This is a genomic window from Glycomyces endophyticus (assembly GCF_039531525.1).
In the GTDB taxonomy this organism is placed as follows: Bacteria; Actinomycetota; Actinomycetes; order Mycobacteriales; family Micromonosporaceae; genus Glycomyces; species Glycomyces endophyticus.
Window position 1 is genome coordinate 66,913 of the sequence record NZ_BAAAQF010000009.1, and the last position, 17,031, is coordinate 83,943.

At 69.2% G+C, this 17,031-nt stretch carries 12 protein-coding genes; 2 read left to right on the forward strand and 10 right to left on the reverse strand.

Annotated elements, in window-relative coordinates:
- Nucleotides 1-24: 24 nt before the first annotated feature.
- The 10 genes from ABD419_RS13145 to ABD419_RS13190 all read right to left on the reverse strand — a co-directional run bounded on the left by ABD419_RS13145 (nt 25) and on the right by ABD419_RS13190 (nt 14,355).
- Nucleotides 25-3,909, reverse strand: a complete 3,885-nt coding sequence (locus ABD419_RS13145) for a DNA-directed RNA polymerase subunit beta' (protein WP_344487072.1) — start codon at nt 3,907-3,909, stop codon at nt 25-27.
- Between the two features lie 91 nt (nt 3,910-4,000).
- Nucleotides 4,001-7,435 carry a DNA-directed RNA polymerase subunit beta gene (rpoB, locus tag ABD419_RS13150; RefSeq protein ID WP_344487074.1) on the reverse strand — a complete coding sequence of 1,145 codons (3,435 nt, stop codon included), beginning with the start codon at nt 7,433-7,435 and terminating at the stop codon, nt 4,001-4,003.
- A gap of 994 nt (nt 7,436-8,429) precedes the next feature.
- Nucleotides 8,430-9,695: a hypothetical protein gene (locus tag ABD419_RS13155; protein ID WP_344487076.1), complete on the reverse strand. Its 1,266-nt coding sequence runs from the start codon at nt 9,693-9,695 to the stop codon at nt 8,430-8,432.
- A 187-nt stretch (nt 9,696-9,882) separates the two neighbouring features.
- Nucleotides 9,883-10,266: a 50S ribosomal protein L7/L12 gene (rplL, locus tag ABD419_RS13160; RefSeq protein WP_344487078.1), complete on the reverse strand. Its 384-nt coding sequence runs from the start codon at nt 10,264-10,266 to the stop codon at nt 9,883-9,885.
- 39 nt (nt 10,267-10,305) lie between these two features.
- Nucleotides 10,306-10,842: a 50S ribosomal protein L10 gene (rplJ, locus tag ABD419_RS13165; RefSeq protein ID WP_344487080.1), complete on the reverse strand. Its 537-nt coding sequence runs from the start codon at nt 10,840-10,842 to the stop codon at nt 10,306-10,308.
- 269 nt (nt 10,843-11,111) lie between these two features.
- Nucleotides 11,112-11,807, reverse strand: coding sequence for a 50S ribosomal protein L1 (gene rplA / locus ABD419_RS13170; RefSeq protein WP_344487082.1), 696 nt, complete (start codon nt 11,805-11,807; stop codon nt 11,112-11,114).
- 85 nt (nt 11,808-11,892) lie between these two features.
- Nucleotides 11,893-12,324, reverse strand: coding sequence for a 50S ribosomal protein L11 (gene rplK, locus ABD419_RS13175; RefSeq protein WP_344487084.1), 432 nt, complete (start codon nt 12,322-12,324; stop codon nt 11,893-11,895).
- A 147-nt stretch (nt 12,325-12,471) separates the two neighbouring features.
- Entirely contained in the window at nt 12,472-13,206 is a 735-nt protein-coding gene (gene nusG, locus ABD419_RS13180) for a transcription termination/antitermination protein NusG (RefSeq protein ID WP_425556040.1), read from the reverse strand.
- A 287-nt stretch (nt 13,207-13,493) separates the two neighbouring features.
- On the reverse strand, nt 13,494-13,775 hold the full coding sequence (gene secE / locus ABD419_RS13185; protein WP_344487086.1) for a preprotein translocase subunit SecE: 282 nt from the start codon (nt 13,773-13,775) through the stop codon (nt 13,494-13,496).
- Nucleotides 13,776-13,833: 58 nt separating this feature from the next.
- A complete protein-coding gene (locus ABD419_RS13190; RefSeq protein WP_344487088.1) occupies nt 13,834-14,355 on the reverse strand; it encodes a GbsR/MarR family transcriptional regulator in 522 nt (173 codons plus the stop codon).
- A gap of 89 nt (nt 14,356-14,444) precedes the next feature.
- Here ABD419_RS13190 and ABD419_RS13195 point away from each other — a divergent pair, with 89 nt between their 5' ends.
- Together ABD419_RS13195 and ABD419_RS13200 are read left to right on the forward strand one after the other, a co-directional pair.
- Complete coding sequence (locus ABD419_RS13195; protein WP_344487090.1) at nt 14,445-15,362, forward strand: ABC transporter ATP-binding protein; 918 nt, start codon at nt 14,445-14,447, stop codon at nt 15,360-15,362.
- A complete protein-coding gene (locus ABD419_RS13200) occupies nt 15,362-16,993 on the forward strand; it encodes an ABC transporter permease (protein WP_344487092.1) in 1,632 nt (543 codons plus the stop codon). The genes ABD419_RS13195 and ABD419_RS13200 overlap by 1 nt, the downstream gene beginning before the upstream one ends.
- Nucleotides 16,994-17,031: the final 38 nt, after the last annotated feature.

Sequence of the window (17,031 nt, forward strand, 5' to 3'; positions counted from 1 at the left end):
CCGTCGGGAATCGGCAGGTCCTTGCTAGAACGTCCCCAGGTCGTACGAGTCCTCGAGGCTCACGGCCGGGCCGCCGCCGTAGGCGAAGGCCGAGGCCGTGGACTCCTCGTAGCCGCCGAGGGAGTAGACCGCGGCCTTGGCTTCCTCGGTGGGCTCGACGGAGACGTTGCGGTACTTGGCGATGCCGGTACCGGCCGGGATCAGCTTGCCGAGGATCACGTTCTCCTTCAGGCCGACCAGCGAGTCGGACTTGCCGGAGATCGCGGCCTCGGTGAGCACCCGGGTGGTCTCCTGGAACGAGGCCGCGGACAGCCACGACTCCGTCGCCAGGGAGGCCTTGGTGATACCCATCAGCTGCGGCCGGCCGGAGGCCGGCTCGCCGCCGTCGGCGATGATCTTGCGGTTCTGCTCCTCGAACTCGAGGCGGTCGACCAAGGAGCCCGGCAGGAACTCCGAGGTGCCCGAGTCGATGATCGTGATCCGCTTGAGCATCTGGCGCACGATGATCTCGATGTGCTTGTCGTGGATCATCACGCCCTGCGACCGGTACACGTCCTGGACCTGCTCCACCAGGTGGCGCTGGACCTTCCGCGGACCGAGCACGCGCAGCAGCTCGTGCGGGTCGATCGTGCCCTCGACGAGCTTCTCGCCGACCTCGACGTGCTCGCCCTCGCCCACGCGCAGGCGCAGACGGCGCGGCACCTTGTCGACCACGATCTCCTCGGAGCCGTCGTCCGGCGTGATGATGATCTTCCGGCTCTTCTCCGCGTCCTCGATGCGCACGGTGCCGCTCGCCTCAGCGATCGGCGCCTTGCCCTTCGGGATGCGGGCCTCGAAGACCTCCTGCACACGCGGCAGACCCTGCGTGATGTCGTCACCGGCCACACCGCCGGTGTGGAAGGTGCGCATCGTCAGCTGGGTGCCCGGCTCACCGATCGACTGGGCCGCGATGATGCCGACGGCCTCGCCGAGGTCGACCTTCTCGCCCGTGGGCATCGAACGGCCGTAGCAGGCCGCGCAGACGCCCTGGCGGGACTCGCAGGTCAGGACCGAGCGGACCTTCACCGAGGTGACGCCCGCGGCGACCAGCTGGTCGATGTGGTCGGAGTTCAGCGACGTGTTCCGCTCCAGCAGCACCTTGCCGTCGACCTCGACGTCGTCGCCCAGGTTGCGGGCGTCGATCGCGGTCTCGACCTGGTCGGAGACGATGAACTGGCCGTCGACCACGATGCCGACCTGGAAGTCGAGCGCCCGGTCGGTCCCGCAGTCGTCCTCGCGGATGATGACGTCCTGCGACACGTCCACCAGACGACGGGTCAGGTACCCCGAGTCGGCGGTCCGCAGCGCGGTGTCGGCGAGGCCCTTGCGGGAGCCGTGGGTCGAGATGAAGTACTCGAGCACCGTCAGGCCCTCGCGCAGCGACGACTTGATCGGGCGCGGGATGATCTCGCCCTTCGGGTTCGCCACCAGGCCGCGCATGCCGGCGATCTGGCGGAGCTGGAGCATGTTGCCCCGCGCGCCCGAGTTGATCATCTGCCACAGCGGGTTCTCCGGCTGGAGCGTCTCGTTGAGGTCGTCGAGCACCTCGGCCGTGGCCTTGGTCCAGATCTCGGTGAGCTCGCCGCGCCGCTCCTCCGCCGTCATCAGACCGCGAATGTACTGCTTGTCGATCTTGGCGGAGTCCGCCTCGTACTTCTCGAGGATCTCGGCCTTGTGCGCCGGCTCCACGACGTCCTCGATGCCGATGGTCACACCGGACCAGCCGGCCCAGCGGAAGCCCGCGGACTTCAGCGCGTCCAGGCAGGCGCCCAGCTGCACCTTCGAGTAGTGCTCGGACAGGTCGTGGATGATGTTCGACAGCTGGCCCTTGCGGACCTCGTAGTTGACGTACTCGAAGTCCGGCGGCAGGCACTCGTTGAAGAACACCCGGCCCAGCGTCGTCTCGACCAGCAGCGGCTCGCCCGGCGTCCAGCCCTCGGGGGCCGTCCACGGCTCGGCGCTGCCGTTGTTGATCGACTCGATGCCGTCGAGGCGGATGCGGATGGGCGCCTGGACGTCCAGTTCGCCGCGGTCCTTCGCCATCTGCGCCTCGCCGACGTCCGAGAACGCCCGGCCCTCGCCGACGCGGCCTTCGGAGCGGTGCGTCAGGTAGTACAGGCCGATGATCTGGTCCTGCGTGGGCAGGGCCACCGGCTTGCCGTCCGAGGGCTTCAGGATGTTGTTCGACGCCAGCATCAGGATGCGGGCCTCGGCCTGGGCCTCGGCCGACAGCGGGACGTGCACGGCCATCTGGTCGCCGTCGAAGTCGGCGTTGAAGGCGGTGCACACCAGCGGGTGCAGCTGGATGGCCTTGCCCTCGACCAGCTGGGGCTCGAAGGCCTGGATGCCGAGGCGGTGCAGCGTGGGCGCGCGGTTGAGCAGGACCGGGTGCTCGGAGATGACCTCTTCGAGCACGTCCCACACGACCGGGCGCGCGCGCTCGACCATGCGCTTGGCCGACTTGATGTTCTGCGCGTGGTTCAGGTCCACCAGGCGCTTCATCACGAACGGCTTGAACAGCTCCAGCGCCATCTGCTTGGGCAGACCGCACTGGTGCAGCTTCAGGCGCGGGCCGACCACGATGACCGAGCGGCCCGAGTAGTCGACGCGCTTGCCGAGCAGGTTCTGGCGGAACCGGCCCTGCTTGCCCTTGAGCATGTCGGACAGCGACTTGAGCGGGCGGTTGCCCGGACCCGTCACCGGACGCCCGCGGCGGCCGTTGTCGAACAGCGCGTCCACCGACTCCTGGAGCATGCGCTTCTCGTTCGCCACGATGATCTCGGGGGCCCCGAGGTCCATCAGGCGCTTGAGCCGGTTGTTGCGGTTGATGACGCGGCGGTACAGGTCGTTCAGGTCCGAGGTCGCGAACCGGCCGCCGTCGAGCTGCACCATCGGGCGCAGCTCCGGCGGGATCACCGGCACGCAGTCGAGGACCATGCCCAGCGGCGAGTTGCCGGTGGCCTGGAACGCGGCCACGACCTTCAGGCGCTTGAGCGCGCGGAGCTTCTTCTGCCCCTTGCCCGTCGCGATGGTCTCGCGCAGGCTCACGGTCTCGGCGTCCAGGTCGAGGTTCTCGAGCAGGTTCTTGATGGACTCGGCGCCCATGCCGCCCGTGTAGTACTCGCCGAAGCGCTGCTGGAGCTCGCGGTAGAGCATCTCGTCGCCGATGAGCTGGCGCACGTCCAGCTTGCGGAACGTGTCCATGACCTCGTCGAGGCGGTCGATCTCCCGCTGGGCCTTGTCGCGGATCTGGCGCATCTCGCGCTCGCCGCCGTCCTTGACCTTGCGGCGGACGTCGGCGCGGGCGCCCTCGGCCTCCAGCTCGGCCAGGTCGGCCTCGAGCTTCGAGGCGCGCTCCTCGATCGCGGCGTCGCGCTGCTGCTCCAGGTGGCGCTTCTCGGCGACGATCTCGTTCTCCAGCGTCGGGAGGTCGCGCTGGCGCGCCTCGTCGTCGACGCCGGTGATGACGTAAGCCGCGAAGTAGATGACCTTCTCGAGGTCCTTCGGCGCCAGGTCCAGCAGGTAGCCCAGGCGCGAGGGGACGCCCTTGAAGTACCAGATGTGCGTCACGGGCGCGGCCAGCTCGATGTGGCCCATGCGCTCGCGGCGGACCTTCGACCGGGTCACCTCGACGCCGCAGCGCTCGCAGATGATGCCCTTGAACCGGATGCGCTTGTACTTGCCGCAGTAGCACTCCCAGTCCCGGGTCGGACCGAAGATCTTCTCGCAGAAGAGGCCGTCCTTCTCGGGCTTGAGCGTCCGGTAGTTGATGGTCTCGGGCTTCTTCACCTCGCCGTGAGACCACTGCCGGATGTCCTCCGCGGTGGCGAGGCCGATCTTCAACTTGTCGAAGAAGTTGACGTCGAGCACTGAACTCTTCTTCCCCTTGTGCTGCTTCTGTAAGGATGGGATGAGACGTAAGTGAGGGCGGCGGCTTCCGTGCGGCCGCCCTCGCTCGACGTCAGGCGCTCTCGAAGTCCACGCTCGAGGGCTCTTCGTGGGACAGGTCGATCCCGAGCTCCTCGGCCGCGCGGAAGACCTCGTCGTCGCTCTCGGTCATCTGGATGGCCTGCCCGTCGGCGGACAGCACCTCCACGTTGAGGCAGAGCGACTGGAGCTCCTTGAGCAGCACCTTGAACGATTCGGGAATACCCGGTTCGGGGACGTTCTCGCCCTTGACGATCGCCTCGTAGACCTTGACACGGCCCACGACGTCGTCGGACTTGATCGTCAGCAGCTCCTGCAGCGCGTAGGCCGCGCCGTAGGCCTGCATGGCCCAGCACTCCATCTCACCGAAGCGCTGGCCGCCGAACTGGGCCTTGCCGCCGAGCGGCTGCTGGGTGATCATCGAGTACGGACCGGTCGAACGCGCGTGGATCTTGTCGTCGACCATGTGGTTCAGCTTCAGGATGTACATGTAGCCGACCGAGATCGGGTCCGGGAACGGCTCGCCGGTGCGCCCGTCGAACAGCTGCGCCTTGCCCGTCGGGGCCACCATGCGCTGGCCGTCGCGGTTGGGGAGCGTGCTCGCCAGGACGCCCTGGACCTCGTCGGGGTGGGCGCCGTCGAACACCGGCGTGCCCACCTTCGAGTCGGCCGGGGCCTCGTCGGCGCCGATGGCCTTGAGGGCCTGCTGCCAGGCCTCGTCGAACCCTTCGAGCTTCCAGCCCGTCTTCGCCGCCCAGCCCAGGTGGACTTCCAGTACCTGGCCGATGTTCATTCGGCCGGGCACGCCCAGCGGGTTGAGCAGGATGTCGATCGGGGTGCCGTCCGGCAGGAACGGCATGTCCTCCTGCGGCACCACCTTGGAGATGACGCCCTTGTTGCCGTGGCGGCCGGCGAGCTTGTCGCCGACGCCGATCTTGCGCTTCTGCGCGATGTACACGCGGACCAGCTCGTTCACGCCCGGGGACAGCTCGTCGCCGTCCTCGCGGCTGAAGGTGCGGACGCCGATGACCGTGCCGGCCTCGCCGTGCGGGACCTTCAGGGACGTGTCGCGGACCTCGCGGGCCTTCTCGCCGAAGATCGCGCGGAGCAGGCGCTCCTCCGGAGTCAGCTCGGTCTCGCCCTTGGGCGTGACCTTGCCGACGAGGATGTCGCCGTCCTCGACCTCGGCGCCGATGCGGATGATGCCCCGGTCGTCCAGGTCGGAGAGCATCTCCTCGCCGACGTTCGGGATGTCCCGGGTGATCTCCTCCGGACCCAGCTTGGTGTCGCGGGCGTCGACCTCATGCTCGTCGATGTGGATCGAGGTGAGCACGTCCTCTTCGACCAGGCGCGAGGAGAGCACGATGGCGTCCTCGAAGTTCTGGCCCTCCCAGGTCGTGAACGCGACCAGCAGGTTCTTGCCGAGAGCCATCTCGCCCTTGTCGGTCGAGGGGCCGTCGGCGATCGGCTGGCCGGCCTCGACGCGCTCGCCCTCGGTCACGAGGGGCACCTGGTTGATGCACGAGCCCGCGTTGGAGCGGCGGAACTTGTGCAGCAGGTAGGTGCGGCGCATGCCGTTGTCCTGCGAGATGGTGATGTAGTCGGCGCTGGAGTCCTCGACGGTGCCGTCGGCCTCGGCGACGACCACGTCGCCGGCGTCGACCGCGGCGCGGTACTCCATGCCGGTGCCCACCAGCGGCGAGTCGGTCTTGATGAGCGGCACGGCCTGGCGCTGCATGTTCGCGCCCATGAGGGCGCGGTTGGCGTCGTCGTGCTCCAGGAACGGCACCAGCGCGGTCGCGACCGAGGTCATCTGGCGCGGGGAGACGTCCATGTAGTCGATCTCGTCGGCGGTGAGCAGCTCCGCCTCGCCGCCGTGGCGGCCGCGGGCGAGGATCTGCGCGTCGATGAAGGAGCCGTCCTCGTTCAGGAGCTGGTTCGCCTGCGCGATCGTGAAGCGGTCCTCCTCGTCGGCGGTGAGGTAGTCGATCTGGTCGCTGACCTTGTTGTCGACGACCTTCCGGTACGGCGTCTCGATGAAGCCGAACGGGTTGACGCGGGCGAAGGTCGACATGGCGCCGATGAGGCCGATGTTCGGGCCTTCCGGCGTCTCGATCGGGCACATGCGGCCGTAGTGCGACGGGTGCACGTCGCGCACGTCCATGGCGGCGCGGTCGCGGGAGAGACCGCCCGGGCCGAGCGCCGAGAGGCGGCGGCGGTGGGTCAGGCCCGTGATCGGGTTGACCTGGTCCATGAACTGCGACAGCTGCGAGGTCCCGAAGAACTCCTTGATCGCGGCCACGACGGGGCGGATGTTGATCAGGGTCTGCGGCGTGATCGCCTCGACGTCCTGGGTCGTCATCCGCTCGCGCACGACGCGCTCCATGCGGGAGAGGCCCACCCGGATCTGGTTCTGGATGAGCTCGCCGACGGTGCGCAGGCGGCGGTTGCCGAAGTGGTCGATGTCGTCGGGCGCGTAGCCCGGCTCGGCCGAGTGGAGGCGCAGCATGAACTCGATCGTCGACGCGAGGTCGTCCTCGGTGAGGACGCCGGTCGAGATCGGGTGGTCCAGGCCGAACTTCTTGTTGACCTTGTACCGGCCGACCTTGGCGAGGTCGTAGCGCTTCTTGTTGAAGAACAGGTTCTCCAGCAGCGACTGCGCGTTGTCCTTCGTCGGCGGCTCGCCCGGGCGGAGCTTGCGGTAGATGTCGAGCAGGGCCTCGTCCTGCGAGTTGATGGTGTCCTTCTCGAGGGTCGCCATCATGAGCTCGGACCAGCCGAAGCGCTCGCGGATGCGGTCGTTGTCCCAGCCGATGGCCTTGAGCAGCACGGTCACGGCCTGGCGGCGCTTGCGGTCGACGCGCACGCCGACGGTCTCGCGCTTGTCGACGTCGAACTCGAGCCAGGCGCCGCGGCCGGGAATGACCTTCGCGCTGGTGAGGTCGCGGTCCGACGTCTTGTCGGGCTGCTTGTCGAAGTACACGCCGGGCGAGCGGACGAGCTGCGAGACGACCACGCGCTCGGTGCCGTTGACGATGAAGGTGCCCTTCGGGGTCATCATGGGGAAGTCGCCCATGAAGACCGTCTGGCTCTTGATCTCGCCGGTGGTGTGGTTGATGAACTCCGCCGTGACGAACAGCGGGGCGCAGTACGTGAGGTCCTTCTCGCGGCACTCCTCGATGGGGGCCTTGACCTCGTCGAAGCGAGGGTTGGAGAAGGACAGGCTCATGGTGCCCGAGAAGTCCTCGATCGGGCTGATCTCCTCGAGGATCTCGTCGAGGCCGCTGACTGCGTCTTCACCCGCGCGGGCGCGGTAGGTCTCGTTGCCGACGAGCCAGTCGAACGAATCGGTCTGGAGCGCCAGAAGGTTCGGGACTTCGAGTTTCTCTTCGATCCTGCCGAACGAGATGCGGCGAGGTGCGTGCTTGCTCTTGCTGGAGCTGGTCTTGCCAGTGCGGGAAGCTGCCAAGATTCGTCCTTCCGAGGACCTGAGTGTTACGACGGCCGGCGCATGCCACAGTCACCGCATCGATGCGGGATCGACGTGGACAGCCGGAAACGGGCACCGAATGAACGACATGCCGAAGAGCATGGCGTTGCAAGTAGGTCGATAGCCTGGAATCCCCACCGTCCGCGACCCTCACCGCGTCAAGAAGGCGTGAAGGAGGCAGCGCAAATTATTACCCTAGCGTACACTCCGGCAGACTGTCAACTCCCCCACCGTGCGGCGGGGTAAGTGGTGACGACCATCTCTCTGGCTGCCGAAGTTCCTCCCGGTCCGGGCCGGTCCCGCGTGGGGACCGTCAGTGCTGTCCTGCCTCAGAGCCGCTGCTCGCGGCCTGTATCCGCCCGCTCCCGCAGCGTCCGGAGGAGATCCGGGACACGGGGGCGTTGCGCGCGCCACGGAGTGGCGCTTGAGGAACTAGTTTGCAGGATCAAGTCACACTTCGTCAAGTCAGGCGTCTAATTCGCCCGGATGCGCCCCTTCGGCCCGGGCGCGCCGAGCGCGCCGCGCGGGCACGGTGAGTCGGGCCCCGGATGCGGGCGAGGCCCAGCACAGCGGGGCCGCGGACGGTTCCGGTCGGCCGGCGCGGCGGCCGCCGCCGGGCAAGGGCGGCGGGCCGCGCGAACGGTTGACGCCCGGGCGTGTCGCGGGGCCGGCCCCGCGACGGGCGTCGGTGCGGGCGCGCGGCGCCTTGCGTCGCCCGCGGCCGGGAACGGGCCCCAGCCGTGATGCGGCGCCTCGCGCCCCGGCACCTTCGGCGGATGAACCGCCTCACCTGTACAACGAGCCCGCGCCGTGAAGGTGACGCGGGCTCAGCCGGGTTTTCGGACCGGAGCCGGGCGGGCCCCGCCGGGGCGCGGACCCGCCCCCGGGAACGGGGCGGCCCGGGCCGCGCCCCATCTGCGCAGCCCGGGCCTTTTTCCCCGATAGAGAGGTGGTCTTGGATGAACTGGTACCGCTAGGCGTCCAGGAGCTCCTGGGCCTCGGAGATGGCGTCGTTCATCTCCTCCTGCCAGGCGTAGACGTCCTGCTCGATCGCCGCGTAGGCGTCGACGTGGACCTGCTCGTAGGCCTGCTCTGAGGCGTCGACGTAGCCGGTCTCCTCGCCGCAGGCGGCGAAGTCGGAGGCGAGCTGGATCTCGTAGGCCTTCCACTCCTCATAGGAGCTTCCGGCGGCGTCCGGGACGGGCGGGACCTCGGCGTCGGAGTCGCCGACCATCATCTCGCGCTCCTCCTCGGAGGAGTTCTGGTAGTAGAGCGCGCTGAAGAACTCCCAGACTGGGAGCGAGTTGTACTGGTCGAACTCCCAGCCCTCGTGGCCCTTGCCGGAGATGCAGTCGAGGAGCTCGGTCTGGTGGTCGGCCATCTCGTCGCCGTAGGCGATCTCGATGTCCTCCCACATGGTCTCGTCGGCCCAGGCGGGGTTCTCGGGGCGGTAGGTCCAGTAGGAGTAGGTCTCCTCGGCGCCGCCCTCGCCCTCCCAGGTGTCCTCGACCAGGGTGGGCTCGCCGTAGAGGGCCTCGATCATCTCGAGCTGGCAGCCGCCCGGCTTGGGCTCCTGCTCCATCTCCTCGTCGACGACGATCTCGCCGTCCTCGGTGCCCTCGGCGGCCGCCGCGGCCTCTTCGGCGGCGATGGCCTCCTCGGAGTAGTCGCCCTCGCCGAGCATCATGTCGGAGTACTCCTGCGCGGAGCCGTAGCTCCACTCGGCGTACTCCTCGCCCTGGTAGGCGACGTACCAGTCGTACTGCTCGGCCGGTTCGAGCGCGTCCCAGTCGGTGGTGTCGGGCTCCTCCCAGCTGCCCTCCTCCTCGTACTCCTCCTCCTCGGCGGCCCAGTAGTCCTCGGTGGCGGGGTCGTCCATGCCGTCGGGGCCGTTGGCCCACTGGCCGAAGCCGTACTCGGCGGCCTCCTCGGGATCGATGAGGAAGCTGTCGTGGGGGTAGTACGAGGTGAGGGCCTCCTCCTCGGTGGGCTCGTACGGCTGCATCGACCAGGGGTCGTGGACGGTGTGGCCGGCCTCCTCGAGGCACCGCTCGACGATGCGGAACTCGGCGGACGCCAGCTCGGCGTCGAGCCGGTTGCTCTCGTTGAGCATCTCGACGAGGCGGTCCTCGTCGGACTTCTCGGACTCCTCGCCGAGGCCGAGCATCCCGCAGCCGGTCGTCAGCGCCAGCACTGCGGCCGCCGCGACCGCGGCGGCGGCCCCTCTTGTCCCGGGCATCCTCGTTCTCCTTGCGTGTCAGGTGTGTCTACCCGCAAGACGAGGCGGTGGGCGGCTTTCGTTGCAAGCCGCGGGGGATTCTTCTGAAAATCTCTCAGGTGGCACGAAACCGGGGTCCCGCCGCGGTGAGCGGCAGGACCCCGGTGACCGGAACCCGAAGGCCCCGAAGGTCTCAGCAGTGCGAGGACTACTTGAGGGAGACGGTGGCGCCGGCGCCTTCGAGCGTCTCCTTGGCCTTCTCGGCGTCGTCCTTCTTCGCGCCCTCGAGGACGGCCTTGGGGGCGCTCTCGACGAGCTCCTTGGCTTCCTTGAGGCCGAGGCCGGTCAGGCCGCGGACTTCCTTGATGACCTTGATCTTGGACTCGCCCGCGGACTCGAGGACGACGTCGAAGGTGTCCTTCTCCGCAGCGGCCTCTTCGCCACCGGCGGCGGGGCCGGCGGCGGCCACGGCGACGGGGGCGGCGGCGGTGACGTCGAACTTCTCCTCGAACGCCTTCACGAACTCGGAGACCTCGAGGAGCGTCATGCCCTCGAACTGCTCGAGCAGCTCGTCGGTGGAGAGCTTAGCCATGGTGTGTTTCCTTTCCTAACGTCTTGGACCTGCTGGGGGCTACTCCCCTGCGGCCGCTTTCTTGTCCTGGAGCGCGGCACCGAGTCGCGCCACCTGCCCTGCGGGGGCGGCGACGACGGCGACGGCCTTCTGCGCGGTGGCCTTGAGCGCACCGGCGAGCTTGGCCAGGAGCACCTCGCGGGATTCGAGGTCGGCGAGCTTGTTGATCTCGTCGACGCTGAGGGTCTTGCCCTCCATGAACCCGCCCTTGATGACAAGGGCGTCGTGGGACTTCGCGAAGGCGCGGAGACCCTTCGCGGCCTCGACCGGGTCACCCTTGATGAAGGTGATCGCGGTGGGGCCGACGAACAGGTCGTCCAGGCCGGAGACACCGACCTGGTTGGCGGCGCGCTTGGCGAGGGTGTTCTTGGCGACGCGGTACTGCGTCCCCTCGCCGAGGGAACGCCGGAGCTCGCGCAGATCCGCAACGCTCAGTCCGCGGTACTCGGTGAGCACCGTGGCGGTCGCGCTGGAGAACTCGTCGGCGAGCTCGGCGATGGCGGTCGTCTTACCCGCCGGGTATTCCCTGTCAGCCATGTTTCCCTCCTTTCTCGGCTGGTCAAACCACAACCGTGCGGAGGCGACAAAAAAGGCGCCCTCGCGGACGCCTCATCACTGGGACCTTCGGGCCGGAGCCCGCACCATGGTCGCTTCGAGTAGTCGCCCTACGTCGGTCCCCGGAGGTTTACAACCGCACGAGGCGGTGGCCGAACGGTCTATGGGTTGTTGCGGCAAGCGTAGCAGCAGGAACGGCGAAACCCCGGCGCAGGAGGCCTGCACCGGGGCTGCGTCACACTCGGCGAGCGCTACTTGATCTTGACCGCCTGCGGGTCGACCGGGATGCCCGGGCCCATGGTGGTCGAGATGGTGGCCTTCTTGATGTACACGCCCTTGGAGCTGGCGGGCTTCAGGCGCTGGACCTCTTCGAGGGCCGCGCTGTAGTTCTCCGCGAGCTGCTCCGAGGAGAAGCTGGTCTTGCCGATCGGCAGGTGCAGGTTCGCGTGCTTGTCGACGCGGAACGCGATCTTGCCGGCCTTGATCTCGGTGACGGCCTTGGCGACGTCGGGCGTGACGGTGCCGGTCTTCGGGTTCGGCATGAGGCCGCGCGGGCCCAGGATCCGCGCGATCCGGCCGATCTTGGCCATCTGGTCGGGCGTGGCGACGGCGGCGTCGAACTCGAGCCAGCCCTCGGAGATCCGCTTGACGAGCTCGTCGGAGCCGACCTCGTCGGCGCCGGCGCCGGCGGCGGCCTCGGCCTTGTCGCCCTCGGCGAAGACGATGACGCGGACGGTCTTGCCCGTGCCGTGGGGCAGGGAGACGGTGCCGCGGACCAGCTGGTCGGCCTGGCGCGGGTCGACGCCGAGGCGCAGGGCGACCTCGACGGTGGCGTCGAACTTGGTGGGCGAGGTCTCCTTGGCGAGACCGGTCGCCTCAGCCGGCGCGTAGAGCTGCGTCCGGTCGACCTTCTTCAGGAGGTCCTGGTACTTCTTGCTGCGCTTCATGTTCATCCTTCGGATGTCGTGGTGAGGGCGGCGCGCGCCCTGCCACTGGGTTCGGTGCCGGCGGTGGCCGGCGACGTGGTGGTGCTTAGCCCTCGACCGTGATGCCCATGGAGCGGGCGGTGCCGGCGACGATGAGCGACGCGGCGTCGAGGTCGTTGGCGTTGAGGTCGGCGAGCTTCTTCTCCGCGATCTCGCGGACCTGGGCCGAGGTCACCTTGCCGACCTTGACGCGGTGCGGCTCGCCCGAGCCCTTGGCCACGCCTGCGGCCTTGAGCAGGAGCTTCGCGGCCGGCGGGGTCTTGAGGACGAACGTGAACGAGCGGTCCTCGTACACCGTGATCTCAGCGGGGAGGACTTCGCCGCGCTGGGATTCGGTGGCCGCGTTGTAGGCCTTGCAGAACTCCATGATGTTGACGCCGTGCTGACCGAGGGCGGGGCCCACCGGCGGAGCGGGGGTGGCCTGGCCACCCGCGAGCTCCAGCTTGAACGTCACAACGGCCTTCTTGTTGGGAGCCATCGTGTCCTTCTCTTCCTGGGTTGACGCGGGGCCGAATCCCCGCGTCTGTTTCGAGCGCGCAGCAGCGCCAAGCAGCTGCGCAACCGTTCCAGGGTACCTGCCCGGAGTCCGGGCCCCTGGAACGAGGTGTGTGAGCTGTAGCTCCCGCTACAGCTTCGAGACCTGGTTGAAGTTGAGCTCGACCGGGGTCTCGCGGCCGAAGATCGACACGAGCACCTTGAGCTTCTGCTGCTCGGCGTTGATCTCGGCGATCGTGGCGGGCATCGAGGCGAAGGCGCCGTCGACGACGGTGACGGACTCGCCCTCGGTGAAGTCGACCTTGATGTCCGGGTCGGACGACGAGGCGTCCGCGGAGGACTCGTCCTTGGGCTTCTGCTCGGGCGGGAGCAGCCACTGGATGACCTCGTCGAGCGGGAGCGGGCTGGGCCGGTCGGTGCGGTCGACCACGCCGACGAAGCCGGTCACGCCGGGCGTGTTGCGCACGACGGAGTAGGACTCGGGGGTCATCTCCATGCGGACGAGCACGTAGCTGGGGAAGACCTTGGCCTCCACCTTGGAGCGCTTGCCGTTCTTGATCTCCACCTCGGTGTGGGTGGGGACCTCGATCTGGTAGATGTAGTCCTCCATGTCGAAGGACTGGATGCGGTTCTCCAGGTTCGAGCGCACGCGGTTCTCGAAGCCGGCGTAGGAGTGCAGCACGTACCACTCGCCGGGGGCGAAGCGCAGCTTGGCGCGCAGCGCCTCCGCCGGGTCGACCTCGGGCTCGGCGGGCTCCGCCGCCTCGTCCTCGTCGGCCTCCGGCTCGTCGTCGACCTCCGCGACCTGCGCAGCAGCGGCCTGCGCCGCGGCTTCTTCCTTCAAGGCCTCGTCGAACTCAGACACGCTTGACTCTCATTCCGGCTGGGTGCCCGCGGTCGGCGGGACACTGCGACTGTGCTTCGGTTTCTCGGATCCGGCGACGCTGCGCCGATGTACGGCCCGCAGGCTCCGCATCAGCGAATCCCGCCGCCTGTGAAGTCGCGCGCCGGCGGAACCGGCGCGCGTCATACCCACTAGGGTAGCCGCTCTGCGGGGCGGTGCGCCTCAGGCACCGTCGAAACGGCGCAGGTCACGCGAACCGCCCGGCACGGGCGCGGGCGGGACGGTGCGGGGAGCGGCCGGGGCCGGGCCTAGGAGTCGGCGCCGAAGGCGCGGCGAACGAGGTCGCCGAAGAGGAGGTCGAGGCCGCCGATGTACGCCATCATGATGCCGACGAAGACGAGCACCACGATCGAGTAGGTGATGAGCTGGCGCCGGGTCGGGTAGACGACCTTCCGGAGCTGCTCGACGACCTCGCGCAGGAAGCGGCCGAGCTTCTTGAAGGGGTTGCGCTCGACGGTCTTCTCGCCCTGCTTGCGCGTGGGACGGCCCTTGTCGGCGGTCGCATCGGAGCGGCTGGTGTCGTCGGCCACGTCGGCTTCCTCCAGGGTTCGTCTCTGATCGGGGCGGTCAGGGTTGCAGCATACCGGACTAGCCGGACGCCCCCGCGTCGCGGCGTCGCGCTTCGTAAGCGGCGCTGAGTTCCAGGCGGCGCTCGTTCCAGTGCTCGTGCATCAGGCGCATCTCGACCTTGATGAACTCCATGAACGCGGCGGTCTGGACGAGCCGGTCGCGGCCGGGGCCGGCGGGGAGCGTGTCGATGCCGATCAGGGCGGTGTCGCGGTAGCGGTCGAGGAACCCGGAGCGGTCGAGCATGATCGAGCCCCAGATGTCCTCCTCGTTCAGGCGGTAGACGTCGGCGCGGGTGGAGGGCCGGCGGGTCTTGAAGACCAGGCCGGCGGCGAGCAGCTCGCGCACGGCCCCGGAGACGGCGGCGAGGCTGATGCTCAGGCCCTCGGCGATCTCGGCGGCGGTGTAGGTCTCCCCGTCGTCCACCAGGATGTAGGTGAAGACGCGCGCGGCCATGCGCTGCATGCCGCTGGCGGTGAGGATGCCCGCGAACTGCTCCACGTACTCGAGCATGGTCACGCGCTCCGCGGTGTGCTCTTCCATCGCTGTCTCCCCGCTCCTGATGGCTCTTGATGATATCTTGACACGCCATGAGTTTCACAAATTTGTGAAATCTATGTTAGCTTGAGGTCATGAACGCAGTGATCCGCACTGAGAACCTGGTCAAGCGCTTCGGCCACGTGACCGCGCTCGATCATCTCAACCTCGAAGTGGCCCAAGGCGAGACCCACGGATTCCTGGGCCCGAACGGCGCCGGCAAGTCCACCGCCGTCCGCGTCCTGCTCGGCATGCTCCGCTCCGACGAGGGCCGCGCCGAACTCTTCGGCGCCGACCCCTGGAAGGACGCCGCCGAACTCCACCGGCGCCTCGCCTACGTCCCCGGCGACGTCGCCCTCTGGCCCGGCCTCACCGGCGGCGAGACCATCGACCTGCTCGGGCGCCTGCGCGGCGGCGTCGACCGCGGCCGGCGCGACGAGCTCCTGGAGCGCTTCGACCTCGACCCGCGCAAGAAGGGCCGCTCCTACTCCAAGGGCAACCGGCAGAAGGTCGCCCTCGTCGCCGCGTTCGCCGCCGACGTCGACCTGCTCCTGCTCGACGAGCCCACCTCCGGGCTCGACCCGCTCATGGGCGCCGTCTTCAACGAGTGCGTCAAGGAGGCCGCGGCCCAGGGCCGCACCGTGCTCCTCTCGAGCCACATCATGAGCGAGGTCGAGGCCCTGTGCGAGCGGGTGAGCATCATCCGCAAGGGCGTCGTCGTCGAGACCGGCTCCCTCGCCGAGATGCGGCACTTCTCCCGCTCGCGGCTGCGCGCCACCCTCAAGCGGCCCGTGCGGGGCCTGGAGGACCACGCGGGCGTCCACGACCTGAAGACCGACGGGCTCGACGTCGACTGCTCCGTCGACGCCTCCGCGCTCGACGACGTGCTCGCGCAGCTCGCCGCCGCGGGGGTCACGGGGCTCACCTGCGAGCCGCCGTCGCTGGAGCAGATCTTCATGCGCTTCTACGGCGACGAGCTCGCCGCCTCGGGCGTCCACGAGGGGGACCGGTGATGGCCACCGCGGCAGCGGAGATCGAGAACGGCCTCGGCACGCTCGCCGGGACCGGCAAGATGCTCCGGTTCCAGCTCCGCCGGACCCGCATGTTCCTGTTCTGGTGGATCGCCGGCATCGCCGGGTTCACCTGGATGGTCGTGCCCGTCCTCGCCGACCAGTACCCGACCGAGGCCGAGCGGGCGGGCTTCGCCGCCACGATGAGCTCCCCCGCGATGCTCTCCATGAGCGGACCGGTCGAGTACGTCCACGCCTACGCGGCGAGCGTCGGCGCGCTGTTCTCCCACCGGATGATCCTGTGGACCTGCGCGATGACCGCCGTCATGTTCGTCCTCCTCGTCACCCGCCTCACCCGCGCCGACGAGGAGACCTCCCGCTCCGAAGTCATCCGGTCCCTGCCGATCGGCCGCCGCGCCGACCTCGCCGCCGCGCTGCTCGTCGGCACCGGCGCCGCGGTCGTCCTCGGCGGGCTCCTGGCGCTCGCCGCCTCCGGCCTCGACGGCGGGGACGCGCGCTCCCCGGTCCTGTTCGGCGCCGCGCACACCGCCGTCGGGCTCGTCTTCGCGGGGCTCACGGCCGTCGCCGCGCAGCTCAGCGAGAACGCCTCCACCTCGACCGGGTACGGGCTCGCCGCGCTCGGCGCGTCGGTCCTGTTCGCGGGCGCCGGGAACGCGGAGGGGACCTGGGCGACCTGGCTCTCCCCCATCGGCTGGTCCCAGCTCACCTACGTGTACACGCCCGAGGAGCGGTGGTGGCCGCTGCTCGTGTCAGGGGCCGTCGCGGCCGGAGCGGTGTGGCTCGCGTTCGCGCTCGTCGCCCACCGCGACTTCGGCCAGGGCATGTTCGCGGCCCGCCGCGGCCGCGCCGAGGCCAAGGCCGGGTTGAAGAGCGCCACCGCGCTCACGTTCCGCCTCGTCCGCGGCCTCATCTGGACCGGCGTCGTCACCACGCTGCTCCTGGGCCTCGCGTACGGGTCGGTGCTCGGCGGCGCGGACGACTTCGCCGACGGCCTCTCCGACGCGCAGCAGGCGATCCTCGACCGGGGCGGGGCCGATCTGCGGCTGAGCTTCGCGACCACGTTCATCTCCATCAACGCGATCGTCGCGGCCCTGTTCGGCGTCCTCGTCGTCGGCCGCGCCCGCAGGGAGGAGACCGTCGGGCGCGGCGAGCTGATCGCCGCCGGTCCGGTGGCCCGCAGCGGCTGGCCCGGCTCGTACCTGCCCGCGGCGCTGTTCACTGCGACGCTCACGAACCTCGTCGCGGGCCTCGGCCTCGCCGCGGGCGGGTCCGGCGGCGACGGCGACCTGTTCGGGAAGATCACCGTCGGCACGCTCGTGCAGCTCCCGGCGATCTGGGTCGTCATCGCGTTCGTGTTCGCGGCCTTCGCATGGCTGCCGCGCCTGGGCTGGCTGCGGTGGCTGGCGTGGACGTGGACGCTCCTGGTCGTCTACTTCGGCGCGCTGCTGAACCTGCCGGAGTGGGCGATGGCGATCTCGCCGTTCGACCACCTCGGGAACTACCCGGCCGAGGACTTCTCGACGCCCGCGCTCGCCGTGCTCACCGCGGTCGCGGCCCTGCTCGCGGCCCTCGGGTACCTGGGGCTGCGGCGGCGGAGCCTGAGCTTCAACTGAAGGGAAACCGGGCGCCGCCGGTCCGACACCCCGGACCG

What these genes read in the sequence shown, in the direction of transcription:
- rplL (WP_344487078.1), bottom strand. Translation starts at nt 10,266, where the DNA reads ATGGCTAAGCTCTCCACCGACGAGCTGCTCGAGCAGTTCGAGGGCATG.
- rplJ (WP_344487080.1), bottom strand. Translation starts at nt 10,842, where the DNA reads ATGGCTGACAGGGAATACCCGGCGGGTAAGACGACCGCCATCGCCGAG.
- rplA (WP_344487082.1), bottom strand. Translation starts at nt 11,807, where the DNA reads ATGAAGCGCAGCAAGAAGTACCAGGACCTCCTGAAGAAGGTCGACCGG.
- ABD419_RS13190 (WP_344487088.1), bottom strand. Translation starts at nt 14,355, where the DNA reads ATGGAAGAGCACACCGCGGAGCGCGTGACCATGCTCGAGTACGTGGAG.
- rplK (WP_344487084.1), bottom strand. Translation starts at nt 12,324, where the DNA reads ATGGCTCCCAACAAGAAGGCCGTTGTGACGTTCAAGCTGGAGCTCGCG.
- ABD419_RS13155 (WP_344487076.1), bottom strand. Translation starts at nt 9,695, where the DNA reads ATGCCCGGGACAAGAGGGGCCGCCGCCGCGGTCGCGGCGGCCGCAGTG.
- ABD419_RS13195 (WP_344487090.1), top strand. Translation starts at nt 14,445, where the DNA reads ATGAACGCAGTGATCCGCACTGAGAACCTGGTCAAGCGCTTCGGCCAC.
- ABD419_RS13200 (WP_344487092.1), top strand. Translation starts at nt 15,362, where the DNA reads ATGGCCACCGCGGCAGCGGAGATCGAGAACGGCCTCGGCACGCTCGCC.